General features: G+C 38.1%; 19 protein-coding genes. All 19 read left to right on the top strand.

Translation table 11 applies throughout. The annotated features are described in order from the left end of the window. The first annotated feature begins 62 nt into the window (after positions 1–62). The 19 genes from ACSVDH_RS20380 to ACSVDH_RS20290 all read left to right on the top strand — a co-directional run bounded on the left by ACSVDH_RS20380 (position 63) and on the right by ACSVDH_RS20290 (position 19,891). Positions 63–1,202, top strand: a complete 1,140-nt coding sequence (locus tag ACSVDH_RS20380) for a cysteine desulfurase family protein (RefSeq protein WP_439250008.1) — start codon at positions 63–65, stop codon at positions 1,200–1,202. Positions 1,203–1,222: 20 nt separating this feature from the next. Next, complete coding sequence (mnmA, locus tag ACSVDH_RS20375) at positions 1,223–2,335, top strand: tRNA 2-thiouridine(34) synthase MnmA (RefSeq protein ID WP_299087640.1); 1,113 nt, start codon at positions 1,223–1,225, stop codon at positions 2,333–2,335. Between the two features lie 100 nt (positions 2,336–2,435). Beyond that, the gene (locus ACSVDH_RS20370) at positions 2,436–3,092 is read left to right on the top strand and encodes a tetratricopeptide repeat protein (RefSeq protein WP_439250009.1); all 657 of its coding nucleotides are present in this window, start codon (positions 2,436–2,438) and stop codon (positions 3,090–3,092) included. A gap of 33 nt (positions 3,093–3,125) precedes the next feature. After that, the gene (recD2, locus tag ACSVDH_RS20365) at positions 3,126–5,486 is read left to right on the top strand and encodes an SF1B family DNA helicase RecD2 (RefSeq protein ID WP_439250011.1); all 2,361 of its coding nucleotides are present in this window, start codon (positions 3,126–3,128) and stop codon (positions 5,484–5,486) included. Positions 5,487–5,524: 38 nt separating this feature from the next. Beyond that, a complete protein-coding gene (locus tag ACSVDH_RS20360) occupies positions 5,525–6,004 on the top strand; it encodes a PRC-barrel domain-containing protein (RefSeq protein ID WP_439250012.1) in 480 nt (159 codons plus the stop codon). A 16-nt stretch (positions 6,005–6,020) separates the two neighbouring features. Beyond that, positions 6,021–6,212: a YrzR-like zinc ribbon domain gene (locus tag ACSVDH_RS20355; RefSeq protein WP_046590535.1), complete on the top strand. Its 192-nt coding sequence runs from the start codon at positions 6,021–6,023 to the stop codon at positions 6,210–6,212. A 14-nt stretch (positions 6,213–6,226) separates the two neighbouring features. Further along, entirely contained in the window at positions 6,227–6,358 is a 132-nt protein-coding gene (locus ACSVDH_RS20350; protein WP_299087650.1) for a YrzQ family protein, read from the top strand. A 108-nt stretch (positions 6,359–6,466) separates the two neighbouring features. Further along, complete coding sequence (locus ACSVDH_RS20345; protein WP_299087652.1) at positions 6,467–7,528, top strand: AI-2E family transporter; 1,062 nt, start codon at positions 6,467–6,469, stop codon at positions 7,526–7,528. 531 nt (positions 7,529–8,059) lie between these two features. Further along, complete coding sequence (alaS, locus tag ACSVDH_RS20340; protein WP_439250013.1) at positions 8,060–10,699, top strand: alanine--tRNA ligase; 2,640 nt, start codon at positions 8,060–8,062, stop codon at positions 10,697–10,699. Between the two features lie 77 nt (positions 10,700–10,776). Beyond that, the gene (locus tag ACSVDH_RS20335) at positions 10,777–11,037 is read left to right on the top strand and encodes an IreB family regulatory phosphoprotein (protein ID WP_299087658.1); all 261 of its coding nucleotides are present in this window, start codon (positions 10,777–10,779) and stop codon (positions 11,035–11,037) included. 101 nt (positions 11,038–11,138) lie between these two features. Beyond that, positions 11,139–11,555 (top strand): Holliday junction resolvase RuvX, encoded by a 417-nt coding sequence (gene ruvX / locus ACSVDH_RS20330; protein ID WP_299087660.1) that lies wholly within the window; start codon positions 11,139–11,141, stop codon positions 11,553–11,555. Between the two features lie 20 nt (positions 11,556–11,575). Continuing rightward, the gene (locus tag ACSVDH_RS20325) at positions 11,576–11,872 is read left to right on the top strand and encodes a DUF1292 domain-containing protein (protein WP_439250015.1); all 297 of its coding nucleotides are present in this window, start codon (positions 11,576–11,578) and stop codon (positions 11,870–11,872) included. 274 nt (positions 11,873–12,146) lie between these two features. Further along, on the top strand, positions 12,147–13,280 hold the full coding sequence (gene mltG, locus ACSVDH_RS20320) for an endolytic transglycosylase MltG (RefSeq protein ID WP_439250017.1): 1,134 nt from the start codon (positions 12,147–12,149) through the stop codon (positions 13,278–13,280). 211 nt (positions 13,281–13,491) lie between these two features. Further along, entirely contained in the window at positions 13,492–14,136 is a 645-nt protein-coding gene (locus ACSVDH_RS20315; RefSeq protein WP_439250018.1) for an O-methyltransferase, read from the top strand. Between the two features lie 10 nt (positions 14,137–14,146). Continuing rightward, positions 14,147–15,076 (top strand): peptidase U32 family protein, encoded by a 930-nt coding sequence (locus ACSVDH_RS20310; RefSeq protein WP_439250020.1) that lies wholly within the window; start codon positions 14,147–14,149, stop codon positions 15,074–15,076. 43 nt (positions 15,077–15,119) lie between these two features. Next, on the top strand, positions 15,120–16,388 hold the full coding sequence (locus ACSVDH_RS20305; RefSeq protein ID WP_439250021.1) for a peptidase U32 family protein: 1,269 nt from the start codon (positions 15,120–15,122) through the stop codon (positions 16,386–16,388). 4 nt (positions 16,389–16,392) lie between these two features. Next, positions 16,393–17,028: a uridine kinase gene (udk, locus tag ACSVDH_RS20300; RefSeq protein ID WP_439250022.1), complete on the top strand. Its 636-nt coding sequence runs from the start codon at positions 16,393–16,395 to the stop codon at positions 17,026–17,028. Positions 17,029–17,354: 326 nt separating this feature from the next. Beyond that, the gene (greA, locus tag ACSVDH_RS20295) at positions 17,355–17,828 is read left to right on the top strand and encodes a transcription elongation factor GreA (protein WP_046590556.1); all 474 of its coding nucleotides are present in this window, start codon (positions 17,355–17,357) and stop codon (positions 17,826–17,828) included. Positions 17,829–18,142: 314 nt separating this feature from the next. After that, positions 18,143–19,891, top strand: a complete 1,749-nt coding sequence (locus tag ACSVDH_RS20290) for a peptidoglycan D,D-transpeptidase FtsI family protein (RefSeq protein WP_439250024.1) — start codon at positions 18,143–18,145, stop codon at positions 19,889–19,891. The last annotated feature ends 149 nt before the right edge of the window (positions 19,892–20,040 follow it).

Here is a 20,040-nt window from a genome sequence, read left to right as displayed (position 1 = left end):
TATCAAGGCGCTTAACTTTATAACATCTATATTATGAAATAGAGGAAAGGGAGGGTTGCCATTTGAAACGTATCTACTTAGATCATGCCGCTACATCTCCATTGCACCCGGATGTCGCTGAAAAAATGTTGCCGATAATGACAGAAAACTTCGGTAACCCTTCAAGCATTCATTCATTTGGGAGAGATGCGCGGCGTATACTTGACGAATCAAGAAGAAATTTAGCTAATCATATAGGGGCAGCACCATCGGAAATTATCTTTACAAGCGGCGGTACTGAGGCTGATAATCTTGCTATTATAGGTGGAGCATTAGCCAATGCACATGCTGGAAAACATATCATTACAACGCAAATAGAGCATCATGCTGTACTTCATGCATGTAAACATCTTGAACGGGCAGGGTTTAACATTACCTATTTGCCTGTTAATCAACAAGGTGTCATTTCATTGGAAGATTTAAAGAAACATCTGACAGATGAAACAATTCTTGTATCGATCATGTTTGGGAATAATGAGGTTGGATCTATACAGCCCATCTCAGAAATTTCACAGCTACTAAAAGAGCATAAAGCCTTATTTCATACAGATGCTGTACAAGCTTTTGGGGTTGAAGAAATAAATGTGAAAAATTTAGGTGTTGACCTATTAACGGTTTCAGCCCATAAAATAAATGGTCCTAAAGGCGTGGGATTTCTTTATGCAAAATCAGGTGTCAAGCTACAGCCTTCCTTATATGGAGGAGAACAGGAACTAAAGCGCAGAGCGGGCACAGAAAATGTCCCAGGTATATTTGGCTTTAGCTGTGCAGCTGATCTTGCTTTAACTGCACAGCATCAAAAAAGAGAAAAATATAAGTCGTTTAAACAAGAAATGATGGCGATCTTTAGAGATCATCAGCTTCAGTTTGATATTAACGGTTCGTTAGATGGATTGCCTCATGTTTTAAATGTATATTTTCCTAAAACGCAAATTGAATCACTATTAGTTAATTTAGATTTAGCAGGAATTGCTGCTTCAAGCGGATCAGCATGTACGGCAGGCTCTGTTGATCCATCCCATGTATTAGTTGCCATGTTTGGAGAGGATTCAGACCGGATCGTATCATCGATTAGATTTAGCTTCGGTTATGGGACAAGTATAGAAGATATTCAACTTGCTGCAGAGAAAATCGCAAATATCGTTAAAAGAGTAACAGCATAGAGCTTATGGAGGTGAAAAGGATGAAAAAAGATCCAAAAGATACAAGAGTAGTCGTTGGGATGTCGGGCGGGGTGGATTCATCTGTTGCAGCGCTACGACTAAAAGAACAAGGCTACGATGTTATCGGTATTTTTATGAAAAACTGGGATGACACGGATGAAAATGGTGTGTGTACAGCCACAGAGGATTATAACGATGTCATAGAGGTATGTAATCAAATTGGCATCCCCTATTATGCAGTCAATTTTGAGAAACAATACTGGGACAAGGTATTTACGTATTTCCTAGATGAATACAAGGCGGGAAGAACGCCTAATCCTGATGTTATGTGTAATAAAGAAATTAAATTTAAAGCATTTTTAGACCATGCAATGTCACTTGGAGCTGACTATTTAGCTACAGGACATTATGCCCGTGTTGAATACCGTGATGGTGAATATAAAATGCTGCGTGGAATCGACGAAAACAAGGATCAAACCTATTTCCTCAACCAACTGGGTCAAGAGCAGCTTTCAAAGGTCCTATTTCCACTTGGAGATTTGGAGAAACCAATGGTTCGTGAAATGGCAAAAAAAGCAAACCTTGCTACAGCAACAAAAAAGGATAGTACAGGTATTTGCTTTATCGGGGAACGGAACTTTAAAGAATTTTTGAGCGGCTATTTACCAGCACAACCTGGTATTATGCAAACGTTAGATGGTGAAGTAAAAGGTAAACACGATGGATTGATGTATTATACAATCGGCCAACGGCATGGCCTGGGAATCGGGGGCAGCGGTGAACCGTGGTTTGCAATTGGCAAGGATTTAGAAAAAAATGTTTTATACGTTGATCAAGGTTTCCATAATGAGCTTTTATATTCCGATTCCATTATCGCAACAAATGTAAATTGGATGTCGGACAAACCTGTTAATGAATTGAGCTGTACCGCAAAATTCCGTTATCGTCAAGCAGACAATGAAGTGACAGTTAAAATGCTGGATGAAACGACTGCAAAGGTAACGTTTAAACAACCAATACGTGCAGTTACCCCTGGTCAAGCTGTCGTTTTTTATGATGGTGAAGTATGTCTTGGCGGCGGAACAATCGACGATGTGTTTAAAAATGGTGAAAAGCTATGGTACCTTGGATAAGGATACGCTAATATTGAAAATGGGGGTTGACTATATTTCTCTAAGTCATCCCCTTTTCATTGTAAAATATTTTAGGCTTTTGCAGAAAGAAGGAATGACAATGGATGCAAACCAACGGGGAATCGAAGCCATGCAGCAGGGGAAATTTGAGGAAGCTGCAACAAGTTTTTCTGAAGCAATTGAAGCGAACCCAAATGATCCAATAAACTATATTAATTTTGGAAATTTGCTTTCAGCTGTAAACGAACTTGAGAAAGCTTTGAAATTTTATGAAAAGGCAATTGAAATAGATCAAGAGGCTGCAACAGCTTATTATGGAGCAGGAAATGTTTATTTTAATCAAGAAAATTTTCATGAAGCCAAAAAAATGTATGAAAAGGCATTGAAAAATGGATTGGATGAAGCTGATGTCCATTTCATGCTTGGAATGTGCTTGCTTAATATTGGTCAAAACCGCCTTGCGCTTCCTTATTTTCAACGTGCTGTTGAATTAAATGAACATGATTGTGATGCAAGATTCCAATATGGTTTATGCTTGGCACAGCTTGACTTGGTGGAAGAAGCAATGGAGCAATTCAAGCAAGTTGTTGCACTTGATAAAGAACATGCGGACGCATTTTACAATCTAGGCGTCGCATATGCTTTTAAAGAGAATACGGAAAAAGCAATTGACATGCTGGAAAAAGCTTTAAATCTCCAGCCTGATCACTTACTAGCTGGACATGCACTAAAAATTATGATTGAAAATAAAGAATAAAGCTGCATTTTAGGTAGAAGGGAGAACAAATTCATGCAGGAAAGTGCTGATTTATTCGGTGAAAAAGAACGTTATGTAAAAGGGCTTGTGAAGGTTGTTATTTTTCACAATGAGCAAAACTTATATTCTGTGTTAAAGGTTAGAGTTCATGAAACAAGTGAAAAGATCGAAGATAAAGAGATAACCGTAACAGGTTACTTTCCTCTCCTGCATGAAGATGATACATATACTTTTTTTGGTTCTTTTACAAATCACCCAAAGTTCGGCCTGCAATTTCAGACAGAGCACTTCCGAAAGGAGATTCCGCAAACAAAGGAAGGAATCATTCAATATTTATCAAGTGATCTCTTTAAAGGGATCGGCAAAAAGACAGCCGAAGCGATTGTTGAAAAATTAGGAGAGTCAGCGATCTCTAAAATCCTGCAAAACCCTTCGATTTTAGATGATATTCCTAAAATTAATAAAGAAAAAGCGAAGCAGCTTGTTGAAGCATTAGTTTCACATCAAGGCCTTGAGCAAATTATGATTGCCCTGAATCAATTTGGTTTTGGCCCGCAGCTAGCGATGAAAATTTATCAAGCCTATCAAGATGAAACATTGTCCATCATTCAGGAAAATCCATATCAGTTGGTTCATGATGTGGAAGGAATCGGTTTTATACGAGCAGATGAACTTGGAAAACAGTTGGGTATATCAGGAAAAAACCCTGAACGAATCAAAGCGGCATGCCTGTATCTGGTCGAATACTTATCCCTTCAGGACGGGCATGTTTATCTAACAGTAGAGCAGCTCATGGAAAAAACAATGGAGCTCCTAAATCATTCAAAGCAAGAAACGATTTTAGAATTAGATATTGTCTCTGAGATTGAGGCACTAGCTGGGAAGAAAAAACTGATTGTAGAAGATGGAAGAGTATACTTGCCAAGTCTTTATTTTGCGGAACAAGGGTTGGTCAAAAATATTAAAGAAGTGCTGGGACAAACTGAATATGATGAGCTTTTTCCTGAGTCTGAATTTTTGCTCTCACTAGGAAAGCTTGAGGAAAGAATGAATGTTCAATACGCCCCGACGCAAAAGGATGCGATACAAAAGGCATTAATGTCGCCAATGCTGCTATTAACAGGAGGCCCAGGAACCGGGAAAACGACTGTTATTAAAGGGATTGTCGAGTTATATGCGGATTTGCATGGCTGCTCACTTGATCCAGCCGATTACAAAAAAGATGAACCATTTCCAATCTTGCTCGTAGCTCCGACTGGACGTGCTGCCAAGCGGATGAGTGAAGCGACTGGCATGCCCGCTGTAACGATTCACCGCTTATTAAAGTGGAATGGCGCTGATGGCTTTGAACATGATGAAGAAAATCCGGTCGCCGGGAAGCTGCTCATTGTCGACGAGGTGTCAATGGTTGATATCTGGATTGCCAATCAATTATTTAAAGCACTTCCGAAACAGATCCAGGTGATCATGGTAGGGGATGAAGATCAGCTTCCATCTGTTGGTCCCGGGCAAGTGCTTCGGGATTTGTTAGCATCCCAGCAAATTCCGACTGTACGACTAACTGATATTTACCGGCAAGCAGAAGGTTCCTCCATCATTGAGCTTGCACACGATATCAAACAGGGGAGATTGCCGCAAAATATTACAGCTCCAACTTCAGACCGTTCTTTTATCCAATGTTCTCAGTCACAAATGAAGGAGGTTGTTGAAAAGGTTATTAAAAGTGCAATTAAAAAAGGATATACATCAAAGGATATTCAAATATTAGCACCTATGTATAAAGGACCAGCTGGGATTGATCAATTAAACAAATTGCTTCAGGAGCTTTTTAACCCTAAAACACCTGGAAAAAGAGAAATGAAATTTGGTGATATTGTTTATCGGACGGGCGATAAAGTTCTTCAGCTTGTCAACCAACCGGAAAGCAATGTTTTCAACGGAGATATCGGTGAAATCGTAGCAATTTTTTACGCAAAGGAAAATACCGAAAAAGAAGACATGGTGGTCATATCCTTCGATGGCAATGAGGTAACGTATACAAAACAAGACTTTAACCAGTTTACCCACGCATTTTGCTGCTCAATCCATAAATCTCAGGGAAGTGAATTTCCGATTGTTGTGTTGCCGATTGTAAAGGGCTATTATCGTATGCTTAGACGTAACTTAATTTATACAGCGATAACAAGAAGCAAACGCTCGTTAGTGTTATGCGGGGAGAGAGAAGCGTTACAGTGGAGTGTTTCTAATAATGACAGCTCAGAAAGACAAACAACGCTCAAGCTTAAGTTAAATGGTTCTAATGAACTAGATGAATTACAAAAAGAGCTTCCATTTCCAATTGAAGATGCAAATATCGGAATGGAAAACGTTACACCGTATGACTTTATGGAATAGGGCACAATCTAAAAATGTTCGGAAAGGTGGAGATTTCTTTGCGGACATTTTCAAAGCTAAAAGGGCTTCCAGTTTATAGTAATAGTAGCGCAAACCTATTAGGTCATGTGACAGATTTATGCTTGTCAGCCAAAGGCTTTATTATCGGACTAATAATGGAAGGAAAAGGGTTGTTCAATCGTGACCGCTTTGTTCCAATTCAGTCAATCGATGCGCTTGGAGAAAATGGCGTAATGGTTGAGAGTGAAAACAAGCTGCTTTCGATTCAAGATATGAAAACGAATTACACATACAATACCTATGACGATCTTCGCTATAAATCAGTGCTGACAAAAGAAGGGGAGCGACTTGGTTTATTAGAGGACGTATATTTTTCCGAAAAAATGGGCACAATTGAGGCATACGAATTGACGGATGGATTTTTTGCTGACATTACTGAGGGAAAAAAAGTGATCAAGGCTTCAAGTGAACCACTTACGATCAGTAAAGATGCTATCGTCATCGATTTTTTAATGTAAGAAGAGGTGTGCCCATTTGTTTTCATGTCCGAATTGTAAAAGTAAAGACCTTGGGAAGATCGGCGTAAATCAATATTATTGCTGGAACTGCTTTATTGAACTTTCTGTTTCAAAGGGAAAAATATTAACTCATCAAGTTGAAGAGGATGGAACGTTAAGCTCACTTGATGATTTATTTTCTGAGGATGAACGATCAATAAGCATGTAAAGGGGAGATAGGTCTTGAATCGTACCGTAACCTCACTAGTTTCATTAGGACTTGGTGCTGCAGCATATTATGTTGCACGAAATACTAATATGACATCTAATCGTACGATGAGAAAAATGCGTAAGCGTGTTATGAAAATGTTTTAAGGATAGGAGCTGCTTGCCAGCTCCTTTATTATTTTGGACAGAGAATCCCTTCTCATGAATAATTTTCTAACATCCTTCCACAATATGAAAGAGAGGGAAGGTGAAGGAATGAGAGACCGTCAAATAAAATGGTTAGTGCGTATTACTATTTTATTGTTGGGGCTCCTTACAATTTATGTGTTTTTTCAGCTTCATAACCTGTGGGATCCCTTTTTTCTCATGTTTAAAGCAATCTTTATCCCGTTTTTAATAAGCGGCTTTATTACATATTTGCTTCATCCCGTCATTGAGAAACTTCACAAGACAGGTGTTCCTAGATCCATTTCCATTCTTGTCATTTATTTTTTATTTTTTGGAATAATCGGATATGGTTTCTATCGGGGAATTCCAGTTTTAGTTACTCAGCTTAGGGACCTTTCAGAAAATTTCCCGCAGTTTTCAACAACCTATAAAAATTGGATTGATTCCATTCATGTGCAAACAAATAGCTGGCCCGATGGAATTCACGATCGTATCGATTTAATGTTTCAGGAAACAGAAGAATGGCTGGCATCTATGATTGAAAACATTATAAATAGTCTAAAAGGTATTTTTGACTATCTCCTTTTACTTGCGATTATTCCATTTCTCGTATTTTATATGCTAAAAGACTATGAGCAGGTTAAAAAAGCGGCATGGTATTTAACGCCGCGAAAATGGAGAAAGGAAGCAATCCAATTTCTAAAAGAAATAGACCATTCATTAGGAAGTTATATTAGAGGCCAATTATTTGTCTGCTTTATTATTGGCAGCTTAGCTTTTTTGCTATTATGGTTTTTTAAGGTAAGATACCCGCTAATCTTAGGACTTTTAATTGGAATAACAAATATTATCCCATATTTCGGACCAGTCATTGGCGCGGTTCCAGCCTTAATTATTGCTGCGACCATGTCAACGGAAACGGTGTTATTTGTTATTGCCATTATTCTTTCACTTCAGTTTTTGGAAGGAAATATTCTAGGGCCATTTATTGTGGGGAAAACTCTTCATATGCACCCGATTATTATTATGCTTGCATTACTAGCGGGAGGAGAAATTGCAGGAGTTATTGGCTTAATGCTAGCCGTACCAATTGTTGTTATTTTACGCGTCATCCTTGTTCATATTGTACAACTTAGAAGGCAGCATTGACATTTACAAGCACCTTGTCTATAATTCACGATAGAATATTGCTAAAACATTGATGGAACGAAGTATGTTGGAACCGCTTTTTAGAGAGGAATTTCCTTGGCTGTAAGAAATTCTAAAGTAAGGACAACAGAAGCTAATCCTAAGTGCAGAAAAACCTGCCGTTAAAACCACGTTACGGTTCAATGAAGAGATGGACTATTGCTTATGATACGAGGATAAGTTTTTTGTAGTTAGCTTCGTGTCCAGCTTCAGGCGCCATCGGCTCGAGGTCATAAGCCAATCCGTCCAGAAGGTTAATAAACAACCTTCCAGACGGGTTGACTTATGCTTGTCGCCGAAAGATTAGCGCCTTACGCATTTCAATGTCCATAATCAGGGTGGTACCGCGAGTTAACTCTCGTCCCTGTGGAAAGAGTGATTCTTTACACAGAGGCTGAGGGTTTTTTGATTTTTACTAATATATCTGCCTTATTTCATGGCAGTAAAGCATTATTCAAAAGCCAAAAACTAGTTATTTTAAGGAGGATTCCAATGAAAAACCTGAAATCATCTGAAGTGCGTCAAATGTTTTTAGATTTTTTCAAAGAGAAAGGACATGCTGTTGAACCTAGTGCATCATTAGTTCCACATGAGGATCCAACTCTTTTATGGATCAATAGTGGTGTTGCAACATTAAAAAAATATTTTGATGGACGTGTGATACCTGCAAATCCAAGAATTTGTAATGCACAAAAATCGATTCGTACCAATGATATTGAAAATGTTGGGAAAACCGCTAGACATCATACGTTCTTTGAAATGCTTGGTAATTTTTCCATTGGCGATTATTTTAAGGTTGAAGCAATTGAATGGGCATGGGAATTTTTAACAAGCGCAAAATGGATTGGTTTTGATCCAGAAAGATTGTCTGTTACGATTCATCCTGAGGATCAAGAAGCATTTGAAATTTGGACAAATAAAATTGGTATTCCTGAGGAGCGTATTATCCGCTTGGAAGGAAACTTTTGGGATATAGGGGAAGGGCCAAGCGGACCTAATACAGAAATTTTTTATGATCGTGGTGAGGAATATGGCAACGATCCTAAAGACCCAGAACTTTATCCAGGCGGTGAAAACGAGCGTTATTTAGAGGTTTGGAATCTAGTGTTTTCACAATTCAATCATAATCCTGATGGTACATATACACCGCTTCCTAAGAAAAACATTGATACAGGCATGGGGCTTGAACGAATGGTTTCAGTCATTCAAAATGTTGAAACGAATTTTGATACCGATTTATTCTTACCAATAATCCGGGCAACGGAAGAAATTTCAAATGAAGCTTATCATGAAAATAAAGAAAAAGATGTTGCCTTTAAGGTGATCGCTGATCATGTTAGGACGGTAAGCTTCGCTATTAGTGACGGAGCACTTCCTTCAAATGAAGGAAGAGGCTATGTGCTGCGCCGCCTTTTAAGAAGAGCGGTTCGCTATGCGAAGCAAATTAACATACACCGCCCGTTCATGTATGAGCTTGTTCCTGTTGTAGCGGAAATCATGGTTGATTTTTATCCGGAAGTGAAAGCAAAAACAGAATTTATTCAAAAAGTCATTAAAAATGAAGAAGAGCGCTTCCACGAAACATTGAATGAGGGCTTAGCGATCCTTAGTGAGGTTATCAAAGCTCAAAAAACGAATGGCAGCGACATTATACCAGGCGAGGATGTCTTCCGTTTATATGATACATATGGCTTCCCGGTTGAATTAACGGAGGAATATGCAGAAGAGGAAGGCATGAAGGTCGATCATAATGGGTTTGAACAAGAAATGGAAAGACAGCGTGATCGTGCACGTTCTGCTATGCAAAAGGTAGACTCCATGCAAGTTCAGGGCGGTGTGCTAGGAGATATTAAGGCTGAAAGTGAGTTTGTTGGTTATAACCAATTAACAGTAGAAGCAGCTTCTGTCATCGTGATGGTGAAAGATGGAGAATTGATTAAAGAAGCTCATGAAGGTGACGAGGTCCAGCTTATTCTGGATAAAACTCCATTCTATGCAGAGAGCGGCGGACAAATTGCCGATGAAGGCTTTCTGACAAGTGAAAAAGTCCGCGTAAAAATAAAGGACGTTCAAAAGGCACCTAATGGACAAAATCTTCATCATGTTGTCATCGAAAGCGGCAGCCTGCAGCCAGGGGATGCTGTGACAGCTACAGTTTCTGAAAACAATCGCAGTGCCGTTGTGAAAAATCATACGGCTACACATTTATTACATCAAGCATTAAAAGATGTATTAGGATCCCATGTAAATCAAGCTGGATCTTTAGTAACAGCAGATCGTCTTCGCTTTGACTTCTCCCACTTCGGACAGGTAAGCGGGGATGAATTATCGCACATTGAACAAGCGGTAAATGAACAAATTTGGAAAAGTATTGATGTAACTATCGATTATAAATCCCTAAATGAAGCCAAGGAAATGGGAGCTATGGCACTTTTCGGTGAAAAATACGGAGAAATTGTCCGTGTCGTACAAGTAGGAGATTACAGCCTGGAGCTTTGTGGTGGCTGTCATGTCGACAATACCGCATCAATTGGCCTATTTAAAATTGTAACTGAAACAGGTATTGGTGCTGGAACAAGACGTATAGAAGCTGTTACAGGACAAGCAGCCTACCAATTAATTAATGAACAGCTGGAAAAGCTTCAAGAAGCTGCAGCGATTTTAAAAGCAAATCCTAAGGATTTAGTGACAAGAATAGATAGCTTATTACATGATTATCGTACACTTCAACGTGAAAACGAATCTTTAACAGCTAAGCTCGGCAATCTTGAAGCAAGCAGTATTGTGGATCAGACAATCAATGTAAATGGTGTGAAGGTGCTTGCGGCACAAGTTAATGCGAAAGATATGAATAGTCTTCGAGGCATGATGGATGACTTGAAAAGTAAACTCGGATCAGCTATTGTTGTTCTCGGAGCTGCAGAAGCAGGAAAAGTAAACCTTGTAGCAGGGGTAACAAAGGATTTAGTCGAAAAAGGCTATCATGCTGGGAAATTAATTAAGGAAGTTGCAGAACGCTGCGGAGGAAAAGGCGGCGGTCGTCCAGATATGGCACAAGCTGGTGCTAAAAGTCCTGAAAACTTGACATCGGCACTAAAATATGTCGAGGAATGGGTTGAATCCGTTTTATAATTAAGAAAAGTAGTGTAAAATGTAGGTAAGATTGGACAAACAGATTTTGTCAAGGATCTGAGAAAGAGGTGCGAATCGTGAGTTCATTTGATAAAACAATGAAATTTAATTTCTCTGATGAATCGGTTGAAACAAATGTGAATGAAGTTCTTTACACCGTTTACGATGCATTGCAAGAAAAAGGCTACAACCCAATTAATCAAATCGTTGGTTATTTACTTTCGGGTGACCCTGCCTATATTCCACGTCATCGTGACGCAAGAAACTTAATTCGCAAGCTTGAACGTGATGAATTGATTGAGGAGTTAGTAAAATCTTACTTACAAAAACGAGCATGATATCGCATTAGCAATGTAAGAAATGATTGGGATGGAATCGGCAGCCGAACAATTATGCTTGCCCCATCCCTTTTCCTTCAAAAAAAATTGAGAGGGACTATATGAAAATATTGGGATTGGACTTAGGCTCTAAAACCCTTGGGGTAGCTGTCAGTGATGAGCTGGGCTGGACGGCCCAAGGAATTGAAACGATTAAAATAAATGAAGAAAGCCGAGACTATAACATGAGCAGGCTTTCTGAAATTATGGAAGAGCATCGTGTCGAGAAAATAGTTCTCGGCATGCCGAAAAACATGAATGGAACCATTGGACCAAGAGCAGAAGCAAGCCAGAGATTTGCAGAGATCTTAAAAAAGAAGTTTAATGTTCCTGTCATTCTCTGGGATGAACGTTTAACAACGATGGCTGCAGAACGAATGCTGATTTCAGCTGATGTCAGCCGGAAAAAACGGAAACAAGTGATTGATAAGATGGCTGCCGTCATGATTTTGCAAGGGTATTTAGATAGTTTAAATTAAGGTTTAAATAAAATAATGAGGTGAATCACATGGAACATGGCGAAAAACAAATTACCGTTATAGATGAAGATGGAAACGAACAACTTTGTGAAGTACTATTTACTTTTGAATCAGAAGAATTTAATAAATCATATGTACTCTATTACCCAGTAGGTGCTGATGAAGACGACAGTGAAGAAATCGAAATTCATGCATCAAGCTTTAACCCCCACTCTAATGGGGAAGACGGAGAACTTGAGCCAATTGAAACAGATGAAGAATGGGATTTAATCGAAGAAATGTTAAACACATTCCTTGATGAAGAAGAACAAGCATAAGCTTTATGATTTAAAAAAATGATTTAGCAAAAGGGTCAGACCCCTTCAATAAACATAAATATATTGAATTTTATTTCAGTATATTACGTTTGAGGGGCTGACCCTTAGTTTTTTATATCTATGGTATTTCCCCTCCTCTTAAAGAGAATAATAAACCTTCAAATGATTCCATTAATATTCCCGCGATTTTCATGCTCATTCCATACTTTTCTGAAAAAATTGCCGAAACAAATAGAACATTGTAGTATAATATTGGGATGAGAGGAGGATATGAATGTCAGAAGGAGATTCGAAAAAGGATTTATTCCGAAAAAAGCTTCTAGAAAAACAAAATGAAGCAAAAGTTGTTAGAAAAGTTGTTCTAACAGTTTTTATCATTTTAATTATTGCGTTCTCAGGTATTATCGGAGGCGGATATCTATATATTAAATCTTCTTTACAACCTGTTGATCCAAGTGATCAAAGCAAAATTAATGTCACTGTACCAATTGGCTCATCAGTATCGACCATTTCGAACATTTTAGAAGAAAAAGAGATTATTAAAGATGCCCGTGTTTTTAAATATTATATTAAATTTAAGAACGAATCAGGCTTCCAAGCTGGTAATTATAAATTTACAAAGGCCATGACATTTGAAGAAATCATCGAAAGCTTAAAGCAAGGGAAGCTAATGAATGAAGTTGCCTTTAAAATTACCATACCTGAAGGAAGACAATTAACAGAGATTGCTTCCATTATTGCCAATAATACAGCATTTTCAGAACAAGAAGTACTAGAAAAACTAACAGATAAAACATTTATTGAGTCAATGAGAGCAAAATATCCAGACTTACTTACTGATGATATTTTTGGAAAAAACGTTAAATACGCCCTTGAAGGCTATTTGTATCCGGCAACCTATCCTTATTATAAAAAGGAACCGACAATTGAAGAAATAGTGGAGCCGATGATTAAGAAAATGAGTCAAGTTGTCGCTAAATACATTCCACAGCTGCAAGAGAAAAAGATGAGTGTTCATCGTTTTGTCACCATGGCATCGTTAATTGAGGAAGAAGCAACGGAAAAGGCGGATCGTGAAAAGATATCAAGTGTCTTTTATAATCGAATTGAACAGAATATGCCTCTTCAAACAGATCCAACTGTATTATATGCCTTAGGCGAACACAAGGATCGCGTATTATATAAGGATCTTGAAGTGGAATCTCCTTATAATACGTATCGAAACAAAGGTTTACCTCCAGGCCCAATTGCCAATGCGGGTGAGGTATCGTTTACAGCTGCTTTATCTCCTGAAGAGACTGATTTCCTCTATTTCTTAGCTACAAAAGAAGGGGACGTCATTTTTACGAAAACACTTGAAGAACATAATAAAGAAAAAAATAAACATATTACCAATGCGAACAACTAGAGTGGAAATCAACAGGCAAATTTAACTGTGCCTATTAAAAAAGGGAACGTGAATAATTATTCGCATTCCCTTTCTTATTGTGGTAAAATATATCGAGTTGTTATGAGATTTGTTACTTTTATTATTTAGTTACTAAGAGTTCCTTTTGGGGCTCTTATTTTTAGGTATATATGTAGTTTTATTATAGTATTCAAAATGCAGGAGGACAATGATGGTAAACGAGGAAGTGCTCGCATATCTTGAAAATTTGATACCTGATCGGCCTCAATATGTTGAGCAAATGGAGAATTTCGCTAAACAAAATGGTGTACCGATCATGGAGAAAACAGGTATTGAAGTATTACTGCTCCTTCTCTCTATGCAGCAGCCAAAAAAAATTTTAGAGATTGGTACAGCAATTGGTTATTCCGCAATTCGAATGGCACTTAAATTGCCAAATACCGAAATTATCACAATAGAGCTTGATGAAGAGCGTTTTCACCAAGCAAATCAACATATTAAAAAGATGGGCTTAGATAAGCGAATTCACACCGTATATGGTGATGCTCTGAATGCATCAGAGAACATAAAGAAGTTTGCACCATTTGATGCCCTTTTTATTGATGCAACAAAAGCAAAGTATGCAAAATTCTTTCAAATCTATGAACCGATGCTTTCTGAAAATGGGGTTATTTATACAGACAATGTCCTGTTTAAAGGTACAGTTGCTCGCGATCGGTCAGAGTTAACGACAAGAAGACAAAGAACCCTTGTAAGAAAGCTTGATGAGTTTAATCAATGGCTGTATACATTAGATTCTTATGAAACGACAATTATTCCTGTTGGCGACGGGATTGCAGTAACAAAACGAAAATGAGGTGTTGAAGATGCAAAAACCTGAATTATTAGTTACACCAAAAAAAATAGAGGACATAGTGCCTCTCATTGAAGCAGGTGCTGATGCTTTTATAATTGGTGAGCAAAAATTCGGTCTCCGTCTTGCCGGAGAATTTTCCAGGGACCAAGTAAGGGAGATAATTGCCATTGCGCATCAGCATCAAAAGAAAGTGTATGTGGCAATGAATGCAATCTTTCATAATGAAATGGTTGATGAATTAGGGGACTATCTGACGTTTCTTAAAGAGGCAAAGGCAGATGCAGTGGTGTTTGGGGATCCTGCTGTACTGATGTCAGCTAGAGAAATTGCTCCTGACCTTAAGCTCCATTGGAATACAGAAACAACGGCTACAAACTGGTATACGTGCAATTACTGGGGACGAAAAGGTGCAAAGCGTGCTGTACTTGCTCGTGAGTTAAGCATGGAGGCTATTGTTGAAATAAAGGAACATGCTGAAGTAGAAATTGAAGTTCAGGTCCATGGTATGACATGCATGTTCCAATCCAAACGGAAATTACTTGGAAACTATTTTGAATACCAAGGGAAAGCATTAAAAGTAGAAAATCGCAATGAAAATGACATGATGTTTTTATATGAACCTGAAAGGGATAATAAGTACCCAATATTTGAAGATGTAAATGGAACACATATTATGAGTCCAAATGATATGTGCATTATTGATGAACTTGGAGAAATGATTGATGCTGGAATCGACTCCTTTAAAATTGATGGGGTCCTTCAAACTTCAGAATATATCCTTGAGGTTACAAAAAGATACCGTAAAGCAATCGATCTTTACACTTCTAACAGTGAAGAATATGAAAAAATCAAAGATAATTTATTAGAAGAAATTGAAGGACTACAAGCGAAAAACCGTCCATTAGATACAGGCTTTTTCTTTAAAGAAACTGTTTATTAAAGAAAAAAGATTAACATAAGTCTTGAAAGAAGGAGTGAAAATCATGACTGCAGTAATTGATAAAATCTCACAGCTTATTGACGGAAAGCGTGTTATTACGAAAAAACCTGAGTTGTTAGCTCCGGCTGGGAATTTGGAAAAGTTAAAAATAGCCGTTCATTATGGAGCAGATGCTGTTTTTATTGGTGGACAAGAATATGGCCTCCGTTCCAATGCCGACAACTTTTCACTAGAAGAAATGGCAGAAGGGGTGAAATTTGCCAATCAATACGGAGCGAAAATTTATGTGACAACGAATATTTTCGCACATAATGAAAATATGGACGGACTTGAGGAGTATTTAATGGGAATCCAGGATGCTGGAGTAACAGGTATCATTGTGGCAGACCCTTTAATCATTGAAACATGCAGACGTGTTGCTCCAAAGCTTGAGGTGCATTTAAGTACACAGCAATCACTTTCAAACTGGAAAGCAGTGCAATTTTGGAAGGAAGAGGGCCTCGAACGCGTCGTTTTAGCACGTGAAACAAGTGCTGAAGAGATAAAGGAAATGAAGGAAAAAGTCGATATCGAAATTGAAGCCTTTATTCATGGTGCGATGTGTATTGCTTATTCGGGACGGTGTACATTAAGTAACCATATGACAGCACGAGATTCAAATCGTGGCGGCTGCTGTCAATCATGCCGCTGGGACTATGATTTATTTAAGCTTGAGAATAACGAAGAGGTTGCCCTTTTTGACGAAAAAAATGCGCCATTTGCTATGAGTCCAAAGGATTTGAATTTAATTGAATCCATCCCAAAAATGATTGAGCTTGGGATCGATAGCTTGAAGATCGAAGGCAGAATGAAATCCATTCATTATATCGCGACAGTTGTAAGTGTGTATCGTAAAGTGATTGATGCTTATTGTGCTGATCCTGACAATTTTAAGATTGACCCTGAATGGTTAAAGGAATTGGACAAGTGTGCGAACCGTGAAACAGCTTCTGCGTTTTTTGAAGGTGTTCCAGGGTATAAGCAGCAAATGTTCGGCAGCCATTCTAAAAAAACTCCTTATGATTTTGCAGGCCTTGTATTAGACTATAACGAGAAAACACAAATCGTAACCTTGCAGCAACGAAACTATTTTCAGCCTGGTGATACAGTTGAATTCTTTGGTCCTGAAATTGATAACTTCACTCAAACAATTGAAAAGATATGGGATGAAAAAGGAAATGAGCTCGATGCAGCCCGCCACCCGCTCCAAATCGTAAAATTTAAAGTGGGAAAACCAGTTTTTAGTAACAACATGATGCGAAAGGGGTTCTAAGTAAATGGGGAAGAGACCCGTTGTAATCGGAGTGGCCGGAGGCTCTGGTTCAGGTAAGACAAGTGTAACAAAATCAATTTACGAACACTTTAAAGGGCATTCAATCTTAATGCTTGAGCAAGATTTTTATTATAAAGATCAAAGTCATTTACCCTTTGAGCAAAGACTAAATACAAATTATGATCATCCTTTGGCATTTGATAATGATTTGTTGATCGACCATTTAAAAGCATTGCTCAATCACCAATCAATCGAAAAACCGGTATATGATTACAAATTGCATACAAGATCTGAAGATGTTATTGTTGTTGAGCCGAAAGATGTTATAATTTTAGAAGGTATTTTAATTTTAGAAGATGAGCGTCTACGTGATCTAATGGATATTAAACTATTTGTTGATACTGATGCAGATATCAGGATCATCAGGCGTATCCAAAGGGACATTAAAGAACGCGGCCGTTCCATTGATTCTGTTATTGATCAATACATTTCTGTTGTTAGACCAATGCATAATCAATTTATTGAACCGACAAAACGTTATGCAGATATCATTATACCCGAAGGCGGCCAAAATCACGTTGCCATTGATTTAATGGTGACAAAAATTCAAACAATTCTTGAACTAAATGCGATTTTGTAATAACATAGCATAGATAAAGAGTACTGTGATCATATTATGTATAAGATTAAATTTCTTAGGGCATGTCTAAAGTCAAAGCTAAGGGCAAACTATTGCCCTTGCTTTTTTCATACAATCTGCTTGAACCTTAAGCAAATCAACGCATTTCTTATCAATGGTCACAAATGAGAATAAGAGTATGTTTTATTATGCATACATTTTTCGATATGAGGCAATAAGCTTCATGTATACATACTTATAAAGTAATCTCTTATCAAGAAAAAGTACAACGCGACAAAATTGAAAAAAACGACGGGGAACAGTCTACTAGAAGGAGTGGAACAAACATGGCACAAGAAAAAGTTTTTCCTATGACAAAGGAAGGAAAAGAAAAGCTCGAGCAGGAGCTTGAATATTTGAAAACGGTTAAACGTAAAGAAGTGGTTGAAAGAATAAAAATTGCCCGCAGCTTCGGCGATCTCTCAGAGAACTCTGAGTACGATTCAGCTAAAGAAGAGCAAGCATTTGTTGAAGGTCGTATTACGACAATTGAAAATATGATTCGCAATGCAAAAATTATTGAAGGTGAAGCAGATACAAGCTCAGTATCATTAGGAAGAACGGTTACATTTACAGAACTTCCAGATGGTGATGAAGAAACCTATACAATTGTAGGAAGTGCTGAAGCAGATCCATTTGAAGGGAAGATTTCAAACGACTCTCCAATTGCCAAAAGCTTGCTTGGCCGTAAAGTAGGGGAAGAAGTTACCGTGCAAACTCCTGGTGGAGAAATGCTAGTGAAAATTGTGAAAATTAGCTAAAAACAGGTTTATATAGGAAACACCTCGTCGAAACTGATGACGAGGTGTTTTTTTTACTGCTTAGGAAATTTTAAAATTCTTGAACTGTGGATAAGCGCTTTGACAGCCAGCTCCGAAGCGCAGAATGTGCAAGTGCAGTCAGTGCAGCAGGATGCTGCGTTTTTGACTGCCAGCGCCTAGCCCCTCTAGGGTCTAGCCAATTTAGAATTGAAGGCAAAGAACGTCTTCTATTCCAAATCGTCTTATTTGCCCTAGGCTGAGCAAGGCGCTTGTGCTTTTGTTCTTTATCCCATTTTTAACGGTAGGAGGTTTCCATGAACTTAAAAAAAAGATTTCTTTTAGTTGGAACTTTTTCCCTCTTTTCCCTCTTTCTCATTCTTTTTCGATTAGCTGATCTTCAATTAATTCATACAGAATCATTTTCTAAAAAAGGGGTAAATCTGATCCAAGAAAGTGTGAATCAACGGACTCAAGAGGTTGTTATTGATGATGGACGAGGTCGCTTCGTAGATCGTAATGGGGATTCATTACGTAATCACGCTGAACCTTCCCTTGTTTTGTTTCCTTTTTTAAACGATATTACATGGCCTGCAGATAAGCTTGCAGAGGTCGTGAATATGTCAAGCAATGAGCTGGAAAAACGTTTACGCGATGCAAAAGAACCGCTTGTTCTTTCAAGTAAGGATGGATTATCCTTATCAAGCGCAGAGCTAGATAAAATAAACGATTTAAAGATTCCAGGCGTTTTTGGAATTTACAAGCAATCACCAATGGAAGAAACGATTGGAAAACATATTTTAGGAATTACAGGTGAAAATGCAGAGGCTTTGAGAAAAAAATATCCTGATCGCAAGGATTTATCTTATAAAACCAAAATTGGGCTAACAGGTCTCGAAGAGGCATATGATGAATTTCTTTTGCCTGATGAAGCAACAAAGCTCTTATATCATGTTGACGGAGATGGACATCCACTCTTTGGAATCAATGTAAAATACATTGCAGACTCGAATCCTTTTTATCCTGTTACGGTAAAGACGACATTAGATAAGAATATACAGGCAATGGCTGAAGATGTATTAACCAAACAAAAGATTGAAAACGGTGGACTTGTTTTACTTGATGTGAAGTCAAATGAAGTATTAGCAATGGTGAGCAAGCCTGATCTTAACCGCTCAAAGAGCAATACCCTGATCAATCATATGCTTCAGCCGATTTTTCCTGGTTCAGTATTCAAAACTGTCATTTCTGCCGCAACAATTGAATATGGTTTAGATGATGCCACAAGAGAGTTTAATTGCAACCTAAATTTATATGGGGAGCTTGATGGTGAACAGGATGATGGAATGCTGACCTTTGCAAGGAGCTTTGCCAAAAGCTGCAATTACACGTTTACGACTCTAGCGGAGGAGCTAATGGAAAAAGATCCTATGGTTATTGAGAATATGGCTGAGAAACTAGGATTGCTTGGACCCGTTGGTTGGAGTGGTACCGTGTTTCATTATCAAAATTTCAAACAGTTCCCTGATGAAAAGGCAGGACATGTTTGGGGCGATGAAAAGGATAAAAAAGTTGAGCGAGCGATCGCTCAAACCGCGATAGGTCAGAAGGATGTAAAAGTTACACCGCTGGGGGTTGCTAATATGATGGCGACAATAGCACGAGGCGGTCAAAAAGATCAGGTGAAAATCGTAGAAAATATATTATATAAAAATGGAACCAATATGTATTCTTTTACGTCTAATTCTTTAGAAGGGGAAAAGATATCACCATTAACAGCTTCTAAGCTGCAAGAGTTGCTCCGTTTAGTCGTAACTGACCCGGAAGGAACAGGAAGAAGGTTTCAAACTTCGCCATTTGAGGTATCAGGTAAATCAGGAACGGCTCAGACAGGTAAGAAGAATGAAAAGGGTGAAACACTTTATAACAAATGGTTTGCAGGCTATTTTCCATCAAGTAATCCAAAGTATGCTCTCGTTGTTGTAGAGATGGACACGACCAGTTCTAAAGCCGGAACAAATGCTGCATTTTACGATATAGTAAATGAATTAGCAAAGATGGACTAAATGGCAGGTGATCTTAGGAGAACATAAATGGGTAGGAATAAGACGATAGTCAAGTAAAGTTTGGGATATTTTTTTATTATTAACAAACTGTTATAAAAGATTAACAAATCGATAAAACAACTAGATAGAATGGCATTCTAGTGCTAGAA

The sequence above is a fragment of the Metabacillus sp. Hm71 genome (genome assembly GCF_051842955.2).
Classification (GTDB): domain Bacteria; phylum Bacillota; class Bacilli; order Bacillales; family Bacillaceae; genus Metabacillus.
Note: the sequence above shows the minus strand (reverse complement) of the source record. Positions and strands in the feature narration are given on the sequence as shown.